Annotated in this window: 17 protein-coding genes; 3 read left to right on the top strand and 14 right to left on the bottom strand. The window is 65.4% G+C overall.

Annotated elements, in window-relative coordinates:
• Window positions 1-13 precede the first annotated feature (13 nt).
• The 3 genes from VFW04_16930 to VFW04_16920 form a co-directional block, all read right to left on the bottom strand.
• Window positions 14-139: a hypothetical protein gene (locus tag VFW04_16930; protein HEX5181018.1), complete on the bottom strand. Its 126-nt coding sequence runs from the start codon at window positions 137-139 to the stop codon at window positions 14-16.
• A gap of 75 nt (window positions 140-214) precedes the next feature.
• On the bottom strand, window positions 215-778 hold the full coding sequence (locus VFW04_16925) for a dihydrofolate reductase family protein (protein ID HEX5181017.1): 564 nt from the start codon (window positions 776-778) through the stop codon (window positions 215-217).
• Window positions 779-889: 111 nt separating this feature from the next.
• The gene (locus VFW04_16920) at window positions 890-1477 is read right to left on the bottom strand and encodes a YdeI/OmpD-associated family protein (protein HEX5181016.1); all 588 of its coding nucleotides are present in this window, start codon (window positions 1475-1477) and stop codon (window positions 890-892) included.
• A 224-nt stretch (window positions 1478-1701) separates the two neighbouring features.
• Between VFW04_16920 and VFW04_16915 the strand changes: the two genes are divergently transcribed.
• Window positions 1702-3684 carry an oligopeptide transporter, OPT family gene (locus VFW04_16915; protein HEX5181015.1) on the top strand — a complete coding sequence of 661 codons (1983 nt, stop codon included), beginning with the start codon at window positions 1702-1704 and terminating at the stop codon, window positions 3682-3684.
• A gap of 275 nt (window positions 3685-3959) precedes the next feature.
• Window positions 3960-4379, top strand: a complete 420-nt coding sequence (locus tag VFW04_16910) for a secondary thiamine-phosphate synthase enzyme YjbQ (GenBank protein ID HEX5181014.1) — start codon at window positions 3960-3962, stop codon at window positions 4377-4379.
• A 12-nt stretch (window positions 4380-4391) separates the two neighbouring features.
• Here the strand turns inward: VFW04_16910 and VFW04_16905 are convergent, their stop codons facing one another.
• The 3 genes from VFW04_16905 to VFW04_16895 all read right to left on the bottom strand — a co-directional run bounded on the left by VFW04_16905 (window position 4392) and on the right by VFW04_16895 (window position 6057).
• On the bottom strand, window positions 4392-4871 hold the full coding sequence (locus VFW04_16905; protein HEX5181013.1) for a hypothetical protein: 480 nt from the start codon (window positions 4869-4871) through the stop codon (window positions 4392-4394).
• Between the two features lie 82 nt (window positions 4872-4953).
• On the bottom strand, window positions 4954-5613 hold the full coding sequence (locus VFW04_16900) for a class I SAM-dependent methyltransferase (GenBank protein ID HEX5181012.1): 660 nt from the start codon (window positions 5611-5613) through the stop codon (window positions 4954-4956).
• Between the two features lie 54 nt (window positions 5614-5667).
• On the bottom strand, window positions 5668-6057 hold the full coding sequence (locus VFW04_16895) for an MmcQ/YjbR family DNA-binding protein (GenBank protein ID HEX5181011.1): 390 nt from the start codon (window positions 6055-6057) through the stop codon (window positions 5668-5670).
• Between the two features lie 202 nt (window positions 6058-6259).
• Here VFW04_16895 and VFW04_16890 point away from each other — a divergent pair, with 202 nt between their 5' ends.
• A complete protein-coding gene (locus tag VFW04_16890; protein ID HEX5181010.1) occupies window positions 6260-8500 on the top strand; it encodes a protein kinase in 2241 nt (746 codons plus the stop codon).
• A gap of 67 nt (window positions 8501-8567) precedes the next feature.
• Here the strand turns inward: VFW04_16890 and VFW04_16885 are convergent, their stop codons facing one another.
• The 8 genes from VFW04_16885 to VFW04_16850 form a co-directional block, all read right to left on the bottom strand.
• On the bottom strand, window positions 8568-9101 hold the full coding sequence (locus VFW04_16885; GenBank protein HEX5181009.1) for a dihydrofolate reductase family protein: 534 nt from the start codon (window positions 9099-9101) through the stop codon (window positions 8568-8570).
• A gap of 29 nt (window positions 9102-9130) precedes the next feature.
• Complete coding sequence (locus VFW04_16880) at window positions 9131-9754, bottom strand: DJ-1/PfpI family protein (GenBank protein HEX5181008.1); 624 nt, start codon at window positions 9752-9754, stop codon at window positions 9131-9133.
• A 107-nt stretch (window positions 9755-9861) separates the two neighbouring features.
• Window positions 9862-10104 carry a hypothetical protein gene (locus tag VFW04_16875; protein ID HEX5181007.1) on the bottom strand — a complete coding sequence of 81 codons (243 nt, stop codon included), beginning with the start codon at window positions 10102-10104 and terminating at the stop codon, window positions 9862-9864.
• Between the two features lie 2 nt (window positions 10105-10106).
• Window positions 10107-10442, bottom strand: coding sequence for a hypothetical protein (locus VFW04_16870; protein HEX5181006.1), 336 nt, complete (start codon window positions 10440-10442; stop codon window positions 10107-10109).
• A gap of 130 nt (window positions 10443-10572) precedes the next feature.
• Window positions 10573-11118, bottom strand: coding sequence for a hypothetical protein (locus tag VFW04_16865; protein ID HEX5181005.1), 546 nt, complete (start codon window positions 11116-11118; stop codon window positions 10573-10575).
• Window positions 11119-11207: 89 nt separating this feature from the next.
• Complete coding sequence (locus VFW04_16860) at window positions 11208-11672, bottom strand: hypothetical protein (GenBank protein ID HEX5181004.1); 465 nt, start codon at window positions 11670-11672, stop codon at window positions 11208-11210.
• A 162-nt stretch (window positions 11673-11834) separates the two neighbouring features.
• The gene (locus tag VFW04_16855; protein HEX5181003.1) at window positions 11835-13913 is read right to left on the bottom strand and encodes an amidohydrolase family protein; all 2079 of its coding nucleotides are present in this window, start codon (window positions 13911-13913) and stop codon (window positions 11835-11837) included.
• 359 nt (window positions 13914-14272) lie between these two features.
• Window positions 14273-16465, bottom strand: a complete 2193-nt coding sequence (locus VFW04_16850) for a helicase-related protein (GenBank protein ID HEX5181002.1) — start codon at window positions 16463-16465, stop codon at window positions 14273-14275.

Here is a 16465-nt window from a genome sequence, read left to right as displayed (position 1 = left end):
CGGCCAACCGGCGCTAACGACTAACGAAAGGATCGCGCGCACCTGAAGATGAGATGCGCGGCCGCGACGGCACGCCCATCACGGCGAGCTCGGCCATCGCCATGCCTAACCCGGTGAAGTGGCCGTGTTTCAAAGCCATCGCCGCACCGACATCTTGTACGAGCCGTACTCGAGCGGAAACCGCTCGATCAAGTATCGCTCCTCGCGCAACAGCTCAAGCGGGAACACACGTCAACCGAACCGCTTCCTCGCCAATGCGATCGCTGGCGACGATGCGGAGCGGCGGCCGCGCGCCGGCAAAGTACGGCTTGCCTGCGCCAAGGACCAACGGACGAAAATAAAGACGATATTCGTCGATGAGACCGAGTTCGGTTAGGCTCGCCGCCAGGGTGGGTCCCGCGACGTCGATTTCACCTTCGACGTCCGCTTTCAGCCTGCGAACGAACGCGTCGACGTTCGCCGCGATGAGTGTGGCGTTCGCGCCGACCGATTTCAGCGTGCGCGAGACGACCCATTTCGGCTTGGCCCGCCATGCCGCCGCGAAGTCGTGGTCGACCGCATCCCAGTCCGGGCGATCGTCGTCCCAGTAGCGCATGATCTCGTACATCCGTCGACCGTACAAGGAGCCGGCGAGGCCGCGCATGTGATCGTTGAAATGATGGGACAGTTCGACCCCGGGCGGAGGGAATTCCAGCCGGTCCGTGACGCCATCGACGTAGCCGTCGAGGGACTGCATCATGCCGAAGACCAGCTTGCCCATGTCCTCACCCATCCGCATGTGTGAAGTTGTCAGTGTCGCCAGCAAAGTGTACGCGCGTGATTTCGGCGACCAGCACGATGCTCGGCTCGAGAGAAACCTGCAATGCCGCACGCGGCAAGGCGCGCGCGACTACGGGTGGATCACCTCGTGTCGCTCCAACATACTGATGAACTGCTCGATTTTCTTCGCGCGCGTTTCCGCTCGCTTCGCCGTCTGGATCCGGAACAGAATGGCGTATCGGTTCGCGCTGTTCAGGGTCGCGAAAAACGCCTTCGCCTTCGGGTGCGCGTCGAGCGCGCGCTGAAGGTCGTCCGGCACGCCGGCGGTGCGATGCGAATCGTACGCGGAGTGCCACTGACCGTGCGCCTTCGCGCGGTCCACAGCCTCGAGACCGGGTGACTGCATGCGGCCGCTCTCGACGAGACGCTGCACTTTCTCACGGTTGATCTTCGACCAGATGCTCCGCTTGCCGCGCGGCGTGAACTTCTGGAGCCACGTCGCCTCATCGAACGTCTTCTTTTGCCCGTCGATCCAGCCGTAACACAGTGCGACGTCGAGCGCCTCGGCGTACGACACCGATTTGACCTTCGACCTTGCCTTGGCAATCCGCAGCCACAATCCCGCGGACTTGGCGTGCTGCTTGGCGAGCCATGCTTCCCATGCCGCGTCGTCCTTGAACAGGCGCACGGGCAGCTCGTCGGATTTGCGGTTGGTCATGGCGAGGAAGTTAGCATGCCGTTCGTAGCGAGTGACCACGCGCCGAAAGTTAGGTAGCCAGGCGAAACCGCACAGCGCGGAATCCCCGGATTGCACAAAGTGCTTGCTTCGGCGGCTCTCGCCGCGAACATTAGTGCCCCAAGGCCGTCCCGCTCGTTGACCGGCACACCGCCGCCGCCAGACCCGCCCCGGGTCCAGGCGATCTCGCCCCCGCACGCCTAACCATGATGAAACCCAAAGAACTCACCATCCGCGGGCTCGTGCTCGGTGTGCTCATCACCACGCTCTTCACCGCCGCCAACGTCTACCTCGGCCTCAAGGTCGGGCTCACTTTCGCCTCGTCCATTCCCGCCGCCGTCATCTCGATGGCGGTGCTGAGCGTCGTCAAGGATTCCACGATCCTCGAAAACAACATCGTCCAGACCGTCGCCTCCGCGGCCGGAACACTCTCCGCCATCATCTTCGTCTTGCCCGGCCTCGTCATCGTCGGGTGGTGGACCGGATTCCCCTTCTGGGAGTCCTTTTTCATCTGCCTGAGCGGCGGCGTCCTGGGCGTGCTCTTTACTATCCCGCTGCGCCGCGCACTCGTCACCAACTCCGACCTGCCCTACCCCGAAGGCGTTGCCGCCGCCGAAGTGCTCAAAGTCGGATCGGGCACCCGCGGTGAAGTCAAAGACGATACCGGCGAAGCCCGCGAGGGACTCGTCGCCGTCATCCTGGGCTCGGTCACCTCGGCGGGACTCGCGATCCTGACCGGCACGCGCATCGTGGCCGGCGGCCTCACGGGATACGTATCGTTAGGCACGAACGCCGCCAGCGGGTACGACTTCGCATGGTCGCTCGCGCTCCTCGGCGCCGGACAGCTCGTGGGACTCTCGGTCGGCATGGCCATGCTCGTCGGACAAATCATCTCCTGGGTCATCGCCGTCCCCATACTCACCGCCATGCAACACGCGCCGGCGGGCATGAGCATCGCCGATCACACAAGCGCTATCTGGCGAACACAAGTGCGATTCCTGGGCGCCGGCACCATCGGCATCGCGGCCATCTACACGCTCGCTCGGTTGGCGCGTCCCGTCGTCGCCGGTCTCGTCAGCACACTGTCCGCATCGAAAGCCGCACGCACCACCGACGACCGCGATCGCGACCTCTCTCCCCCGTGGATCATGGCGCTCGCCGCGGTCTGCGCCGTGATCGCCGGATGGCTCGCGTTCTCGTTCGCACGCTCCACGGTGCTCGCGCACGACGCGGTGTTGCTCACCGTCATCTCGGTGCCGTTCGTCATCATCGTCGGCTTCATCATCGCCGGCATCTGCGGCTACATGGCCGGCCTCATCGGCGCGTCCAACAGCCCGATCTCCGGCGTCGGCATCCTCTCGATCGTCGTGTGCGCATCGATCTTCGCCGTCGCTGTTAGGCCGTCGGCGGATGCGCGGCCCGCGCTCATCGCGATCTCGCTGTTCGTCACCGCTATTGTTTTTGCCTGCGCGACGATCTCCAACGACAACCTGCAAGACCTGAAGACCGGCCAGTTGGTCGGCGCCTCGCCGATGCGCCAGCAGATCGCGCTCATTGTCGGTGTCGGCGCCGGCGCCGGCGTCGTCCCGTGGGTACTGAATCTCCTCGCCAAGGCGTACGGATTCGCGGGCGCGGCAAACGTGGGCGTGCTCGCACACAACCCGCTTCCCGCCCCCCAGGCCACGCTCATCTCCGCGCTCGCAACCGGCGTCATTGGCGGACACCTCGACTGGAACATGATCGGCATCGGTGCGCTCGTCGGCATCGCACTCATAATCCTCGATGAAGTTCTCGGCGTGATGCACAAACTGCGCATCCCGCCGCTGGCGGTTGGTATCGGCATCTATCTTCCGATGTCGGCGACGTTCGCAGTCATCATCGGCGCCATTCTGTCGCACTGGTACGAGCGCCGCGCGCGCCACATGCCCGACCCCGAGCGCGCGCAGCGATTGGGGACGCTCGTGGCGTCGGGACTGATCGTGGGCGAGAGCGTGTGGGGCGTGATCAATGCCGGCCTCATCGTTGCGCTCGCCACCGAGGCGCCGATCGCGCTCGTACCCGAATCGTTCAAGCCGGCGCCGTGGTTGGGCGTGCTGGCATTCATCGGCATCGTCATCTTCCTCTATCGATGGATGCTCAAACGCTCCACGACAGCCCCGCAAGCGGCGCAACGTGCCAACGCCGCGTAGATCGAACGATCCCGGACGCGTTTTGCCCGGGTCCACGTTAGGCTCCAGGTAACGTCGCACCCGGACGAGCGCCCACTCCGGCGCTAGGCCGACACCGGTACGCGTCGTGCTGTGAATCATCGTCAACCTTTTCCAATCACATGCAGCCGATCGCGTGGGCAACGCGTGCTCCAGGTCGTCAGGCATCACCGGCCTCGCCTAAATGACGGCCATACGAAACCGCGTCATCGATCCGCCACCAAGCCACGCGGCGTCCTAACGCTCACGAGTTTCCCATGAAGACGCACACCACGTATCTCACGTTCAACACGAAACGCCGGCAAGAAATCATCGACATCACCGATGAAGTCGAACAGTGTCGCGCCGCCGCCGGCATCGCCGATGGCTTCGTACTCGTGTCCGCGATGCACATCTCGGCGTCTGTGTTCGTGAACGACCACGAGCCGGGGTTGTGGCAAGACATTCTCGCCTGGCTCGAGCAGTCGATCGCACCCTGGGACCCCAAGCGATACCGGCACAACGAGACGGGCGAGGATAATGCAGCGGCGCACCTGCGCTCGCTCGCCATCGGCCACGAGGTGATCGTGCCGGTCACCGGCGGCCGCCTCGACCTCGGCCCGTGGCAGCGCATTTTCTACGGCGAATGGGACGGGCGCCGGCCGAAGCGCATGATCCTCAAGGCCATGGGTGAATAAGGAACGCGCTGGTTAGGCAAGCAGTCCGGTGTACTCGCGCTTGGCGCCCGCGAAGGCGTCATAGAGCCGGCGATGTGCGGACAACGCGTACTCGTCATCGCGGGTGTCGTATTCGCGCACCCAGGCGAGCAGAAACTCCAGCCGCGCATCCTGCTCGCCTTTCGTCGCGTACTTGTGCGGCTCCCACGGGCGCGCGCGGCAGTTGGCCACGCACGCCTCAATGCCGGGATTGAGGAACCGCAGCTCGGACGCATGCGGCAGCGCCACGCCTAACAGCCCGGCATAGCACCCTTCCACAACCCACGCCGGGTTCGCGCCGACGAACTGGCGGATCATCGCCGCGCTATCGTCGACCGGCCGCCTGACGGCCACCTCCTGCCAGGCAAGGCTGTCGAGATCCAGATGCGGGATCCGGAGGTCAGCGGACAGGCGTGCGGCCATGGTCGATTTGCCGGACCCCGCGTTGCCCATGATCACGATGCGATGTGTCACCGTCGCGCCACGCGGACGAAGGGACGGCGCACGACCCCGCCATCAATGGCCATGTGCCACCGCGTGCGCTCGGACACGTCGATCACTCCTGTGGCTTTGCGCCGAGCGCGCAGATCCATCCGCGCGGCGCATCTTCGGCGACCCGAACGTCTGTGAATCCGGCATCGGTGAACAGCGCCTGGTGCTGGCCGACGTCGAGCGCCGCCATGCCCGTGATGCGCCCCAACCGCTCGGCGTACCGGGCGTGCCGACCGCCGTTGTAGAACTCGGCGATGAGCACGAGGCGGCCGCGCGGTTTGAGCACGCGACAGATGTCACGCATGCCGTCGCCTAACGACTGCCACCAGAAATGCGTCTCGACGGCGGTCACCAGGTCGAACGTGTCGCGCGCGAACGGAAGTGCCGACGCCGACGCCTCCTCGATCGAGACCCGCCCCGCCTCGATTGCCTGCCGGTTCGTCCGGCGAGACACGGCGATGCTCGCCGGCGCAACGTCGATGCCGTAGACGTGCCCCTCCGGCGCGCGCACCGCCAGCTTTGCCACCGTCCGTCCACCGCCGCAGCCCACGTCCAGAATGGTGTCGCCCACCCCGATCGATACCTGTTGCAGTCCCCAATCGGTGAGCGCCGAATGCCGCCGATTCATCGACCACACCGAGAGTCGACCGAGCCAGCCGCGCGGGTGGCGGCACTGCGACATCGATTGCCTAACTTTGTCGGGGCGGAACGCGATGACGGGCATGCGATGGGCACCTCGGTTCGTGCCGGTGTCGGCGACACGTCGATTGAACGGCCGCTATTGCTTCATCGTCCGCCTCGGGTCGTCGAGTTTGACGAGGATGCTCTTCGGCGCCACCGCCCGATAGCTCTCGGCGAGCCACGCCTCATAGGTCTCCATCGGCGCATCCCGCGTCGCATCGACATCAGCCGTCACCCACCCGTGCTTCCCCAGACCATACCCGGTCGGCTCGACGTTCGGTAGCTCGAGCGCCTCCGCCGACGACTGCGGAAGCTTGACCGAGAATCGCACGCCTCCTTTCTCGGTGTGCAGAAACAGAAACACCTTTCCGCGCACCTTGAACGCGCGCTCGCCCCACGGAAAATCCTCCGTGGTCTCGGGAAAAGCAAGCGCCGCGGCGCGCAACCGGCCGGCGAGCGATCGAGGGTCCAGTTTGACGTGTGACATGTCTCCTCGCGAGAGTCCGCCTCCAAATTTGCAACGCAGGAGGCCGAGGCACGAGGAACCGAGCCCATCCGTGGCAATTGTCGCATCTTGCAGGCGCTCAGCTTTGCGTCTCGATTACATATGACGGGCGGCCGCATCTGGGTGGCTTGCACCGCCGTATTGAACCGCGGTCACTCGAGAAGCCATCCGGTTCGCACCTCCGATGAGCTCCGTCCGCAACGACCCTCGCCCCGACACGCTCTCCGGCCGCTATCGCATCGAACGCGAAATCGGCGCGGGCGCGATGGCGACGGTCTACCTCGCACGCGACCTCAAGCACGACCGCGACGTCGCCGTCAAGATACTGCGCGCCGACCTCGCGGAGTCCGTTGGGCGCGAACGATTTCTGCGCGAGATCCACCTGGCGGCGAAGCTCGCGCACCCGCACATCCTGCCGCTCTTCGACTCCGGCGAGAGCGACGGCGCGTTGTACTACGTGATGCCTAACGTACAAGGGCACTCGCTGCGCGATCGCCTCGCCGCCCATCGGCAGCTGCCCGTCCCGGATGCCGTCCGCATTGCATCCGAGATTGCAGCGGCGCTCGACCATGCACACCGCCAAGGCATCGTACACCGCGACATCAAGCCCGAAAACATCATGCTGCAAGACGGCCACGCGCTCGTGGCCGATTTCGGCATCGGCAAAGCGCTGAGCGACGTCGCCGGCGATGCGCTCACGCAAGTCGGCACGAGCGTGGGCACACCCGCCTACATGAGCCCGGAACAAGCGGTGGGCGAACCCATCGACGGACGCAGCGACGTGTATTCGCTCGGCTGCGTGCTCTATGAAATGCTCGTCGGCGAGCCGCCGTTCACCGGACCGACGGCTCAGTCAGTGATCGCGAAACGCTTCGTCCAGACGCCCGCCGACGTGACCGCGCTCCGCGACGCGGTCTCGCGTCCCCTCGCGCGCATCGTCCACCGCGCGTTAGCCCGCACGCCGATGGACCGATTCGAGACGGCAGCCGATCTGCGCGACGCGCTGCGCGACAGCATGTCATCGCCGACACGAGCGCAGGGTCGCGCGCCGGCGCAGTCGATCGCGGTACTGCCGTTCGAGAACTTGAGCGCCGAGCAGGGGAGCGACTACCTGGGCGACGGCATTTCCGAGGAAATCATCAACGTCCTAACGCAGATCGATGGGCTTCGCGTCGCAGCGCGTACATCGGCGTTTTCGTTCAAGGGCGCGCGCGACGACCTGCGCACCATTGGCGAGAAGCTGAACGTCGCCACGGTGCTCGAGGGCAGCGTACGCAAAGCAGGAAACCGGCTTCGCGTAACCGCGCAGCTCACCGACGTCGCCGACGGCTATCATCTCTGGTCCGAGCGATACGATCGAGAGCTCGTCGATGTATTCGCCGTGCAGGACGAAATTGCGGCCGCGATCGCAGCCAAACTGCAAGTCACCTTCGACACCACGGCCCCCAAGCATCGCGGGCGCGCAACTCCGGCGCAGGTCGAGGCATTCGAGCTCTTCCTCGAAGCGCGCGCCATCGTTGGCCGGCGCGTCGACCTGCACCGCGCAATCACACTACTCGAGCGCGTCGTGGAGCTGGATCCGACGCACGCCCGCGCCCATGCCGCCATGGCCGAGGCGTGGCGCTTGCTCGCCACCTTCAATCGCGCCCCGGCCGCGATGGCGATTGCGCGCGCCAAGCAGTCGATCGCCGCAGCCCTCGCGATCCAGCCGGATTTGGCCGATGCCCTGGCCGTGCACGCCGTCGTTGCCTTCTCCTTCGACTGGGATGCACAGGCGGCCGTTCGCTCTTGGCAGCGCGCGCTCGAGGTGAGTCCGATGCAATCGGAGGCACGCGTCATGTTCGCGCTCTATGGGCTCATCATGGGGTGTGGAGATATCGAGCGAGCGGCGATCGAGGCGCGACGCGCGCAGCTGGATGATCCGCGCAACCCGACGGTCAGCGCGCTGGCCTCTCAGGTGTACGACATCGCCGGCCAGACGGCGGACGCACTCGCCGCCGCCCAGCAGTCGGTCGAGCTCGAACCGCACTCCATCCTTGGCCTAACGACACTCGCGATGGTCTGCGCCGAAACGGGCGACACGGAGACCGCCGTGCGGCATGCGCAGCGCGCCATCGACATCTCTGCGCGGTCACCATTGGTGCTGGCGGCTGCATCGTTTGCCGCGGCCGCGCGAGGCGACGTGGGCCGCGCCGACGCCTATTTCCGCGAGATAGTTCTGCGTTCGGAGTACGAGCCGGCGTCGTACTCGGCGCTCACGATGGCCGCGATCGCCGCCGGTCGCTTGGACGACGCCGTCGATTTCGCCGGCCGCAGCGCGGACGCGCACGAGCTACTCGCGGGCTTTGCCCTTTACATGCCGTTGTATGCGCCGCTTCGGGCGCACCCGCGCTTCACCGAAGTCCGCGACCGGCTCACACGCTGAAAGGGCGGCCGTGCATGCGTTATTGTCCTCAGAAGATAGAGATTCCGTTGCCTCATGCAGCCGACCGTTAGACCGCCGCCGCGCCGGGCACCGCGTAATGCAGCGCCACCATTCCGCTCGGATACACGTGCGAATGCGTGAGCGCGAGCGTCGTGCGACTCGATGTCGGCGCCAGCATCGGCACCCCGCCGCCGAGCAACACGGGAACGATCGTCACCTCGACGGCGTCCACCTGGTTGCCCGCGAGCAGCTCGGCGAACAGTTGGCCGCCGCCGAACAGCCAGATCTCGCCGTCGCCGCTTTCGCGCCGCAGTGACGACGCGATCGCGACCGGATCGCTGGACACGACGGTCACGTTGCCGCGCGATTCCGGCGCGAGCGTCCGCGACACGACGAACACGCGCGTGTCCGGCTTCCACGGCATTTCGCCATGCGCGCGAACGAGGTCGTATGTGCGGCGGCCGAGCATGATCGTGTCGACTCGTGCGAAGAGGGCAGCGAAGTCGACGGTATCATCGTTGAGAATCCAGTCGAACCCGTCGTGGGAATCGGCGATGTAGCCGTCGAGGCTCATCGCGATGTTGTAACGCAGGCGGCGCATCTGCGGGCACCGATGCGAAATCCGAGCCGTCAGGTCCGAGCGTCGCCGATTGGCGCGGCCACCACGTCCGGAAGACGACCGTGCTTGAACAGGTCGTACCACATCGCTCGCTGGTCATCGGTGGCAACACCCAACTCGGCGAAGATCGCGCGAGCGAAGTCGACGGCCGCGAGGCCGCTGGCCGTGATTACATGGCGATCGGCAATGACCGGGACATCGACGTAGTACTCACCGCCGGCGTATCCACCTGCGCGCGCGGCCAGATAGCTCCGTGCATTGCTCGTGTGCCGTCGGTCGTCGAGAATGCCCGCGCGGCCCAGCGCGAGCGTGGCGGCGCATATCGCGGCGACGGGCGTGCCGGCGTCCACGAGCTTCGTTAGGAGCGGCTCGAGCGCCACCCGCGGATAGTCGTCGCTCTCCCACAGCGTTCCGCCGGGGAGGATGAGCACCTCGACATCGGTCGGCTCCACCGATGCGATATCGACATCCGGCGTCACCCGGAGGCCGCCCATGGTCATGACCGGCTCGAGCGTGAACCCGACGCTGCGCACCGTGCGTTTGCCCCAGCGGCGCAACTCCGCCAAGGCGTGCGCCGGCTCCCAGTCGGCAAATCCCTCGACGACCATCACGTGAACGGCTGAGTTCGCCGGCATCGATCCCCCTCCGGTGCTCCTGTGGCCTAACGCACGAACCCGACGTGCGCGACGGCGGCCGCGCCCACGACATCCACGAGTGATAAGGCGTGCACCATGGACACGACCTACCTCATCGACACGCGCGATGCCATGGAATCCACCACGATATCGAACGATGTCCGCGGCCGCACTTCTGTGAAAAAGTAATCCTCGGCTGCATCCCATCGCCGGTGCCATGCGTCGAGAAAATCGACAGCTGCGCGCAACGCGAGTCGCTCGTGCCGCGTCGCCGCGGGTGCTTCCACGAGTATCGCGACCTCGACGAGATCCGCAAGCTCTGGAAGAGACGAGTATGCGCCCTCGAGCATGATCAGCGGTACGGCGTCGCGCCGAATAGACCCGGATGCGAACGCGCGCGTCCTTCGAGCAACGCCCTGGCCGCGCGATGCCGGCCATCCATCACCGCACCATCCGCGGCGAGGATGATCGGAAACGCGAGATCCGCCTCGTTCATCAATGCCGCGTGTTCGACGAATCCACGCCACGTGATGGCCTGTCCATCATGGTCGAGTATTTCATCGAGCGCACGAATCTCGCTCAAGGGCACGGAGCGAACGGGCAACGTGCGTGACAGCTCCACGAGCCGCTCGACGTCCCAGGCGAGTCGACCGCGGGGTGAGTTCCGGAAATAGTACTGTTTGCGCATGCCGCATGTCCGATGACGATCACCGTGTGGAATATGACAGGTCGCGGCGCGCCGTGCTGCCCTCTCTAATGATGGCGGCGTGCGGCTCCTCCCGCGGCGTTGGCGTCCGGCGGATGCCCGGTCCTATTTCCTAACGGTTGAGCGAATCAGGCGGCCGTGCGAACGCCCGGCGGACCCACGCCGGCGCCGCACGCAGCGGGGGGCCGCCTAACGGGACATCACCGCTGTCCGGCGCCTGATCGTACGCGCCTAACCGCCGGCCCGTGTCGACGTCGTAGAGCTCGTAATGCGTGGTCACGGCGCCGTGGAGCGGAGCCTGGCTCAGAGCGACCCCGCGGCCACGGTCGAGGAACGCCCACTGCCCGATCGGCAGGTCGATGCCGTGAAAACGGCGTTCCCGCGCGGACGCGCGCACCACGAGCACCAACGGAATCGGATACGACGTGTAGGGATTGGAGTAGAGCGCCAGCCACCCGACGCTCCGGCCATCCAGGCTCACGGCCGGTGCAGCGACACCCACCCGGTCGCTGTCCATGCGCGGAGTGATCGTCACGCCGGAGGATGTGGTGACGCGCAGGCGGCCGGCCGTGTCGACGTCGGCTCGACGATATATGGGTTGGGTCCGGGCCGGCGACGCCGCAAACAAGAGCACCGCGCACGCGATGCTACACCACATCAGTCGCACTGGATCCCGCCCTCCCACCACGCCGCGGCGTGCCGCGGCTGCCTAACGTTGCCGATCGCCGCGGCGTCGAGCGCCGGCGATTACCGTGATGATGGCGCCGTGCTGTCGTGGACGCAACGGAACTGCATCACCCAATAATGCTGGTTGCGCACCACGGTCGTCGAGGAGTTCGCGGTGTTCGTCTCCGTCGAGGAGTTTGCATTGGTCGTCGCGCTGCGCTGGCGGTAGCGCGTCGTCGATTCCGCGGTCGAGTCCGTCGTCGTCTTGGTGTTCGAGTAGTGCGAGATCTCCTTGCCGTCGATGCTCTCGCCCTCATCCACGATGGAATACTTGCCGCCGCACGCCTGGTACATCTGCTTGTACGCATCCTGGCGGCGTTTCTCACGCAGGAGGTCGTCGTCGCGGAACTTGATCACCCCGACGCGATCGGCATCGTTCACCGGCGCATACGCGCCGGCGTGTCCCGGGGCGTTGACCATCGTCGCGCCGCAGGCCGACACCGCGAGCGCGGCGGCAAGCGCGAAAAAACCGGAGCGAGCAGGCATGAACGTCCCCGAAGTGGCTGGTTGGCCTGTCTGTTAGACGCGATCGAATTCCCTACGCAGACGAGTGCCGGACCCAGCGGTAACCGGGGACGATCGCGTGGCGACTCGTGCGCGTGCGCGTCACGCACACGCGCATCGATGACGGGTCCTGCTCGATCTCGCCTACTTGCGGAACACGATGCGGCCGCCCTGGACCACGATGGCGATTTTGCGCATGTCCGACATGGTCTTCAAGGGATCGCCGTCGACGATGATCAGATCGGCGCGCCGCCCGACTTCGATCGTGCCGAACTCGCCATCTTTGCCTAACCACTTGGCGCCGTTGGCCGTCGCCGCCTGCAAGATCGCGGTCTTCGGCACGCCCGCGCTGTCGTAGGCTTCCATCTCATCGAACAGCGAGCCGTCGTCCGTGCCCGCAAGCAGGAACACGCCCATCTGCTGTGCGCGCGCCACGAAGCGCGACATGCGCCGATAGCTGTCCCGCGCTGTCGCGAATTGCGCCAGGCCGAGCGACTTGCGCATGCCGTCGTCGATCCGCTGAATGGACAGCGTCGGATCGAAGCCGACCTTCGAGCGCGCCATCTTCTGAATGAGTGCGGTCACGCGCGGCGAGTCCGGATCGATCTCGTGCCAATCCGATTGCATGCGCGCCACGGGATTCCTGTCGGCAGCGAGCGACTCGTTTTCGCCCTGCGGCTGCTCGTTCGCGGGAAGCAAGTCGGCCCACACCCGAATGTGGTTGAGTCCGTCGATCCCGCAGTCCATGGCGCGGGTCCAACTCGTGTGCACGCCGATGTGGCCGGTGACGCGCAAGCCGACTTTGTGCGCCTCGCGGATGACGGCGCACAGGACCTCCGGCTTGAGCATGAAATACACTTTCAGCAGATCGACACCTTGTGCCTTGAACGCGCGGACGACGGTCGCCGCGCCGACGGTGTCGTCGAGCATCACATCCACCAGCGGGTGGTAGTCGCCGAGGCCGTCGATGAGCGGGCCGGCGGAATAGATGGTGGGGCCGGGGAAGATGCCTAACGCAATCGCCTCCTTGAACGTCATGCTGAGCGAGAGCGGTGCGCCCGGATCCCGGATGGTCGTGATCCCGTGGCTCAGGAGCAGCGGCCCCTGGCCGAAGTCCCAGAAGTGATAGTGGTTGTCCATCAGCGCCGGCATCACGGTGCGGCCGCGCGCGTCGATCACCGGCACGCCGCCGGCACCGTCAGGCTGGCGCCCCCCGATCGACGCGATCTTGCCGCCGCGAATTTCGATCGTCCGATCGGCGACCGGGGCCGCGCCCGTGCCGTCCCAGAGTCGCGCGTGCGTGATGATCATGTCCGGCGCCGACTGCGCCGGGAGCGTGAAGCGCGCCGTGAACGGAATCGGCGCGATGGCGCCGGTCTGGAGGTCGAGACGGTACAATTTGCGACCGGCGCACAGGACGGCGGTCTTCCCGTTGGGCGCGAGCGCGAGCTCCTTGTCGTCGAACGGACTCGCGAAGACGAGGCGCGGTGCGCCGCCGGCAGCGGGCATCGCCATGATCGAGTCCATCGCGTTGACGGACCTGATGTAGTAGAAGGTCTTGCCGTCGGCACTCCACGCCACGGACGATTGATGCCACGGCGTGTCGGTTAGGCGCGTGGCCGCGCGGCTCGGCAGGTCGACTTGGAAGAGATCGGCGCCACCGTAGTGGCCCGACGCGAGCAGCATCTGCTGCCCGTCGGGCGAGAGCGCGAAGCTCCACTCGTGCCAGTTGTGCGTCTCGGTCACCGGCTCGGCCTTCCCCCCGTCGACCGGCACGTGCATCACGTGCGCGTCGAGCTGCTCCGACATCGCGACGAAATAGATCTCGTCGCCTTTCGGTGCGAACTCGCTCTCGAGAATCTGATCGTCGGTGTGATAAAAGGCCGACGCCGTGCCGGTGGCGAGGTTGAGCATGACCAGGTCGTTCCCGTCCCCGCCCTCGTGCGAGAACGCGAGGAACTGTCCGTCGGGCGACCACGCCGGGTGGGAGTCCCAGCTGATGCCGTTAGTCACCTGCCGCGCCTCGCCGCCGTTCGCCGGTACGATCCAGATTTTGCCGAGAATGCTGAGCGCGATCTCGGAACCGTCGGGCGAGACGGCCGGATCGGCGGCGCCATCGGATACGGTGACGACCCGCGTGCGCTGCTGTGCCTGCGACACCGCCGGCAGGGTGGCGCACAACGCAACTGCAAGGATCGGCAGCTGACCGCGGATCCGGCGCATGGTGTTTCCTCGCATGAAGGGAGCTACAAGCACTCGACCAGGAAGTCCTGGACCTCGAGCGCCGTCGGGCAATTCTGCTCGTTTTGCGCTTCGGAGGAAAGGCGGCGCTGGACGTCGGGAGCCGTTGGGCCGCCGGCCGACCTTGGCCCCGTCCATGTTCGGCGCATCGGGGAATTATTGCCTACAAAGTAGGCAAAAACTCTGTGATGACGCGCGAAAGACGACGTGATGGGGCGGAGTTGTTCGCACTCGCTCAATTCGTCGAGGGACTGCGCCCGCCGCCTGCCACGTGTCGAGCCGATTCGCGAACTAGCGACCGTCCTTTATGGCGATCGATCAACGTGATTGGCCGAGCACGTCTAGCGATCGTATGGCGTGGGAAACACCGGTGATCCGGGAGACCACAGCTCGTAGCTGTCAGCGTGATCGTCGAATAACGCCGCGTCGGTTGTGACCCGGATTTCTTCCGTCATGTCAGGCGCGCGATAGGCGTACTGTCGCCGGCCAAGAAGACGCACCTCGATACCAGGAGGCATCAGAGTTGCACTGCGAATCACGTCGTCGAGACGATCGAGGTCGAGCGCCGCTGGCGTTCGGACGGGCACCTCCAGCACGTCGGCAGCGAGAAGGTCCAGATCGAGACCAGTACGCTCACGATTCAATTCATCAACCTGGCTGGTGATACTTGTCGCGAGACGTTGCCTTTCGTGCTTGTTTGGCGGCGGCGTCTGAAGCACGGTAGCCGTGATAGTGCGTGGCAACTGTGCGAGGATCGGCTGGAGACGCCCCACGACTGATTCGAACAACTTGATACGTTTCCGTAACGCGAGGTAGACGTCGGCCTCTACAGTATCCGCGTAGTGCAGATTCACGATGCGAACCGTTTGATGTCTTTGACCCACGCGATCGATGCGGCCGATTCGTTGCTCGACACGCATAGGATTCCACGGCATGTCGTAATTCACGAGCGCGCCGCAGAATTGGAAGTTGAGACCTTCAGCGGCAGCGTCGGTGCACAACAGGATGTTGGCACGTTGCTCTCGAAAACGGCGTTTCACTTCGTCGCGCGACACCGACTGCCATTGCCCATCGGTCCCCAGCACTTCTCCCCCGCGCCCCGAAAAGCAGAGGAGCGAGGTGGCGTCGTTGGATGCGAGATGGCCACGCAGAAAGTCCATGGTGTCAGTGAACTGCGTGAACACCATCGCCTGCGCGTACCCGTCGTCCTGCAGTGCAGCCAGCACGTCCAACAGGCGCTGCGCCTTGGTGTCCAGCGGCAAGTTCGCCACTCGCCGTAGCAGCGTGTCAATGGCTTGGCGTTCCTCGTTGCGCAGCGCCCGACGCTCCAACGTGAGTGCCTCCTCGGCGTCCATCACGTCGTCTCTGGTCTCATCGTCCGACGCGTCATCTTCGCCAGCCAACCGGTTGCCATGCGCATCCCTTCGGCGCGAAAGCGCTTCGAGCCGAGCCTCGAGCGTATCGCGAAGAGCGCGAAAGCTGCTCGCGAGGCGACGCCGATACACGGTCATCACGAACCCAACCGCATTCCTGTCGTTTGTCGCCGCGCGATTGTACGTGGTCGAGATGTACTCCTCCACGGAGTCGTATACAGCGCGTTCGTCCGCCGTCAGGTCGATGAATTCGTCTCGTACTTCGCGAGCGGCGATCGGCGTATCGATACGCCCGGCTTCGTAGTAGCGCCGTAACAGGTCGCGAGTGTTTCGCGACACAAGTCGTGATACGGGTGTCGTGACGCGCATGAGGCGGACCGCGGCGTCGCGGTCATCGGCGCTCAGCGTGCGGCGCGGAATGCTCGAATCATCCCGCAGTGCAGCGAGGATGCGCCGCGCCCGCACGCGGCCCGCGACGCCGATACGAGTCAAGGCCTCTGGGCTCGTTTCTCCATATTCGCGCTCGACCGCACGGAACCTCGCTGCCAACTCGTCGAGGTCGTCGTGCGATAGCGCAGGTTTCGCCGTCAGGTCGAAGAACCGAAGAAAGGCGTTCTGATCCCAACCGGCTGGAAGGCCGAGAAGGTCGAGGAGGTCCCAGAGCTCTACAGGGTGCACTTGCATTGGCGTGGCGGTGAGGAGCACGAGACCCTTCGTGCGACTTCGCAGCCGCCGCATGAGGCGGAGCAGCGCGTTAGGCCCCTCTTCGCCGATCGAACCGGCACCCTTGCGCCGCGCGTGGTGTGCTTCATCGAGCACGACGAGGTCCCACGGTTCGGCCTCCACGCAAAGCTCTTTCTCGCGGTCTCGTCGACGCATGAGTTGGCTCGACGCGATGACGGCCGGCTGACGGTGCCAGTCTGCTCTCCCCACAACGCTCGGTTCGACCCCGCGCATGGCCGGCGACGCGCACCAAGTTAGGCATCCATCGTCGTATACCGGCCAGTTGAGATTGAACTTCTCGCGAAGCTCCACTTGCCATTGCGCCATCACCGCGGCTGGCGTAAGCACGAGAATGCGCCGAGCGCGACCGGCCAGCCACATCTGCCGGAGCAGCATGCCAGCCTCGATCGTCTTGCCGAGTCCGACTTCGTCGGCAAT

The sequence above is a fragment of the Gemmatimonadaceae bacterium genome (genome assembly GCA_036273715.1).
Lineage (GTDB): Bacteria > Gemmatimonadota > Gemmatimonadetes > Gemmatimonadales > Gemmatimonadaceae > JADGGM01.
This window is presented reverse-complemented; position numbering and strand designations above follow the sequence as displayed.

What these genes read in the sequence shown, in the direction of transcription:
- VFW04_16930 (HEX5181018.1), bottom strand. Translation starts at nt 139, where the DNA reads ATGGCTTTGAAACACGGCCACTTCACCGGGTTAGGCATGGCGATGGCC.
- VFW04_16925 (HEX5181017.1), bottom strand. Translation starts at nt 778, where the DNA reads ATGCGGATGGGTGAGGACATGGGCAAGCTGGTCTTCGGCATGATGCAG.
- VFW04_16920 (HEX5181016.1), bottom strand. Translation starts at nt 1,477, where the DNA reads ATGACCAACCGCAAATCCGACGAGCTGCCCGTGCGCCTGTTCAAGGAC.
- VFW04_16915 (HEX5181015.1), top strand. Translation starts at nt 1,702, where the DNA reads ATGATGAAACCCAAAGAACTCACCATCCGCGGGCTCGTGCTCGGTGTG.
- VFW04_16910 (HEX5181014.1), top strand. Translation starts at nt 3,960, where the DNA reads ATGAAGACGCACACCACGTATCTCACGTTCAACACGAAACGCCGGCAA.
- VFW04_16900 (HEX5181012.1), bottom strand. Translation starts at nt 5,613, where the DNA reads ATGCCCGTCATCGCGTTCCGCCCCGACAAAGTTAGGCAATCGATGTCG.
- VFW04_16895 (HEX5181011.1), bottom strand. Translation starts at nt 6,057, where the DNA reads ATGTCACACGTCAAACTGGACCCTCGATCGCTCGCCGGCCGGTTGCGC.
- VFW04_16890 (HEX5181010.1), top strand. Translation starts at nt 6,260, where the DNA reads ATGAGCTCCGTCCGCAACGACCCTCGCCCCGACACGCTCTCCGGCCGC.
- VFW04_16885 (HEX5181009.1), bottom strand. Translation starts at nt 9,101, where the DNA reads ATGCGCCGCCTGCGTTACAACATCGCGATGAGCCTCGACGGCTACATC.
- VFW04_16880 (HEX5181008.1), bottom strand. Translation starts at nt 9,754, where the DNA reads ATGCCGGCGAACTCAGCCGTTCACGTGATGGTCGTCGAGGGATTTGCC.
- VFW04_16875 (HEX5181007.1), bottom strand. Translation starts at nt 10,104, where the DNA reads ATGCTCGAGGGCGCATACTCGTCTCTTCCAGAGCTTGCGGATCTCGTC.
- VFW04_16870 (HEX5181006.1), bottom strand. Translation starts at nt 10,442, where the DNA reads ATGCGCAAACAGTACTATTTCCGGAACTCACCCCGCGGTCGACTCGCC.
- VFW04_16865 (HEX5181005.1), bottom strand. Translation starts at nt 11,118, where the DNA reads ATGTGGTGTAGCATCGCGTGCGCGGTGCTCTTGTTTGCGGCGTCGCCG.
- VFW04_16860 (HEX5181004.1), bottom strand. Translation starts at nt 11,672, where the DNA reads ATGCCTGCTCGCTCCGGTTTTTTCGCGCTTGCCGCCGCGCTCGCGGTG.
- VFW04_16855 (HEX5181003.1), bottom strand. Translation starts at nt 13,913, where the DNA reads ATGCGCCGGATCCGCGGTCAGCTGCCGATCCTTGCAGTTGCGTTGTGC.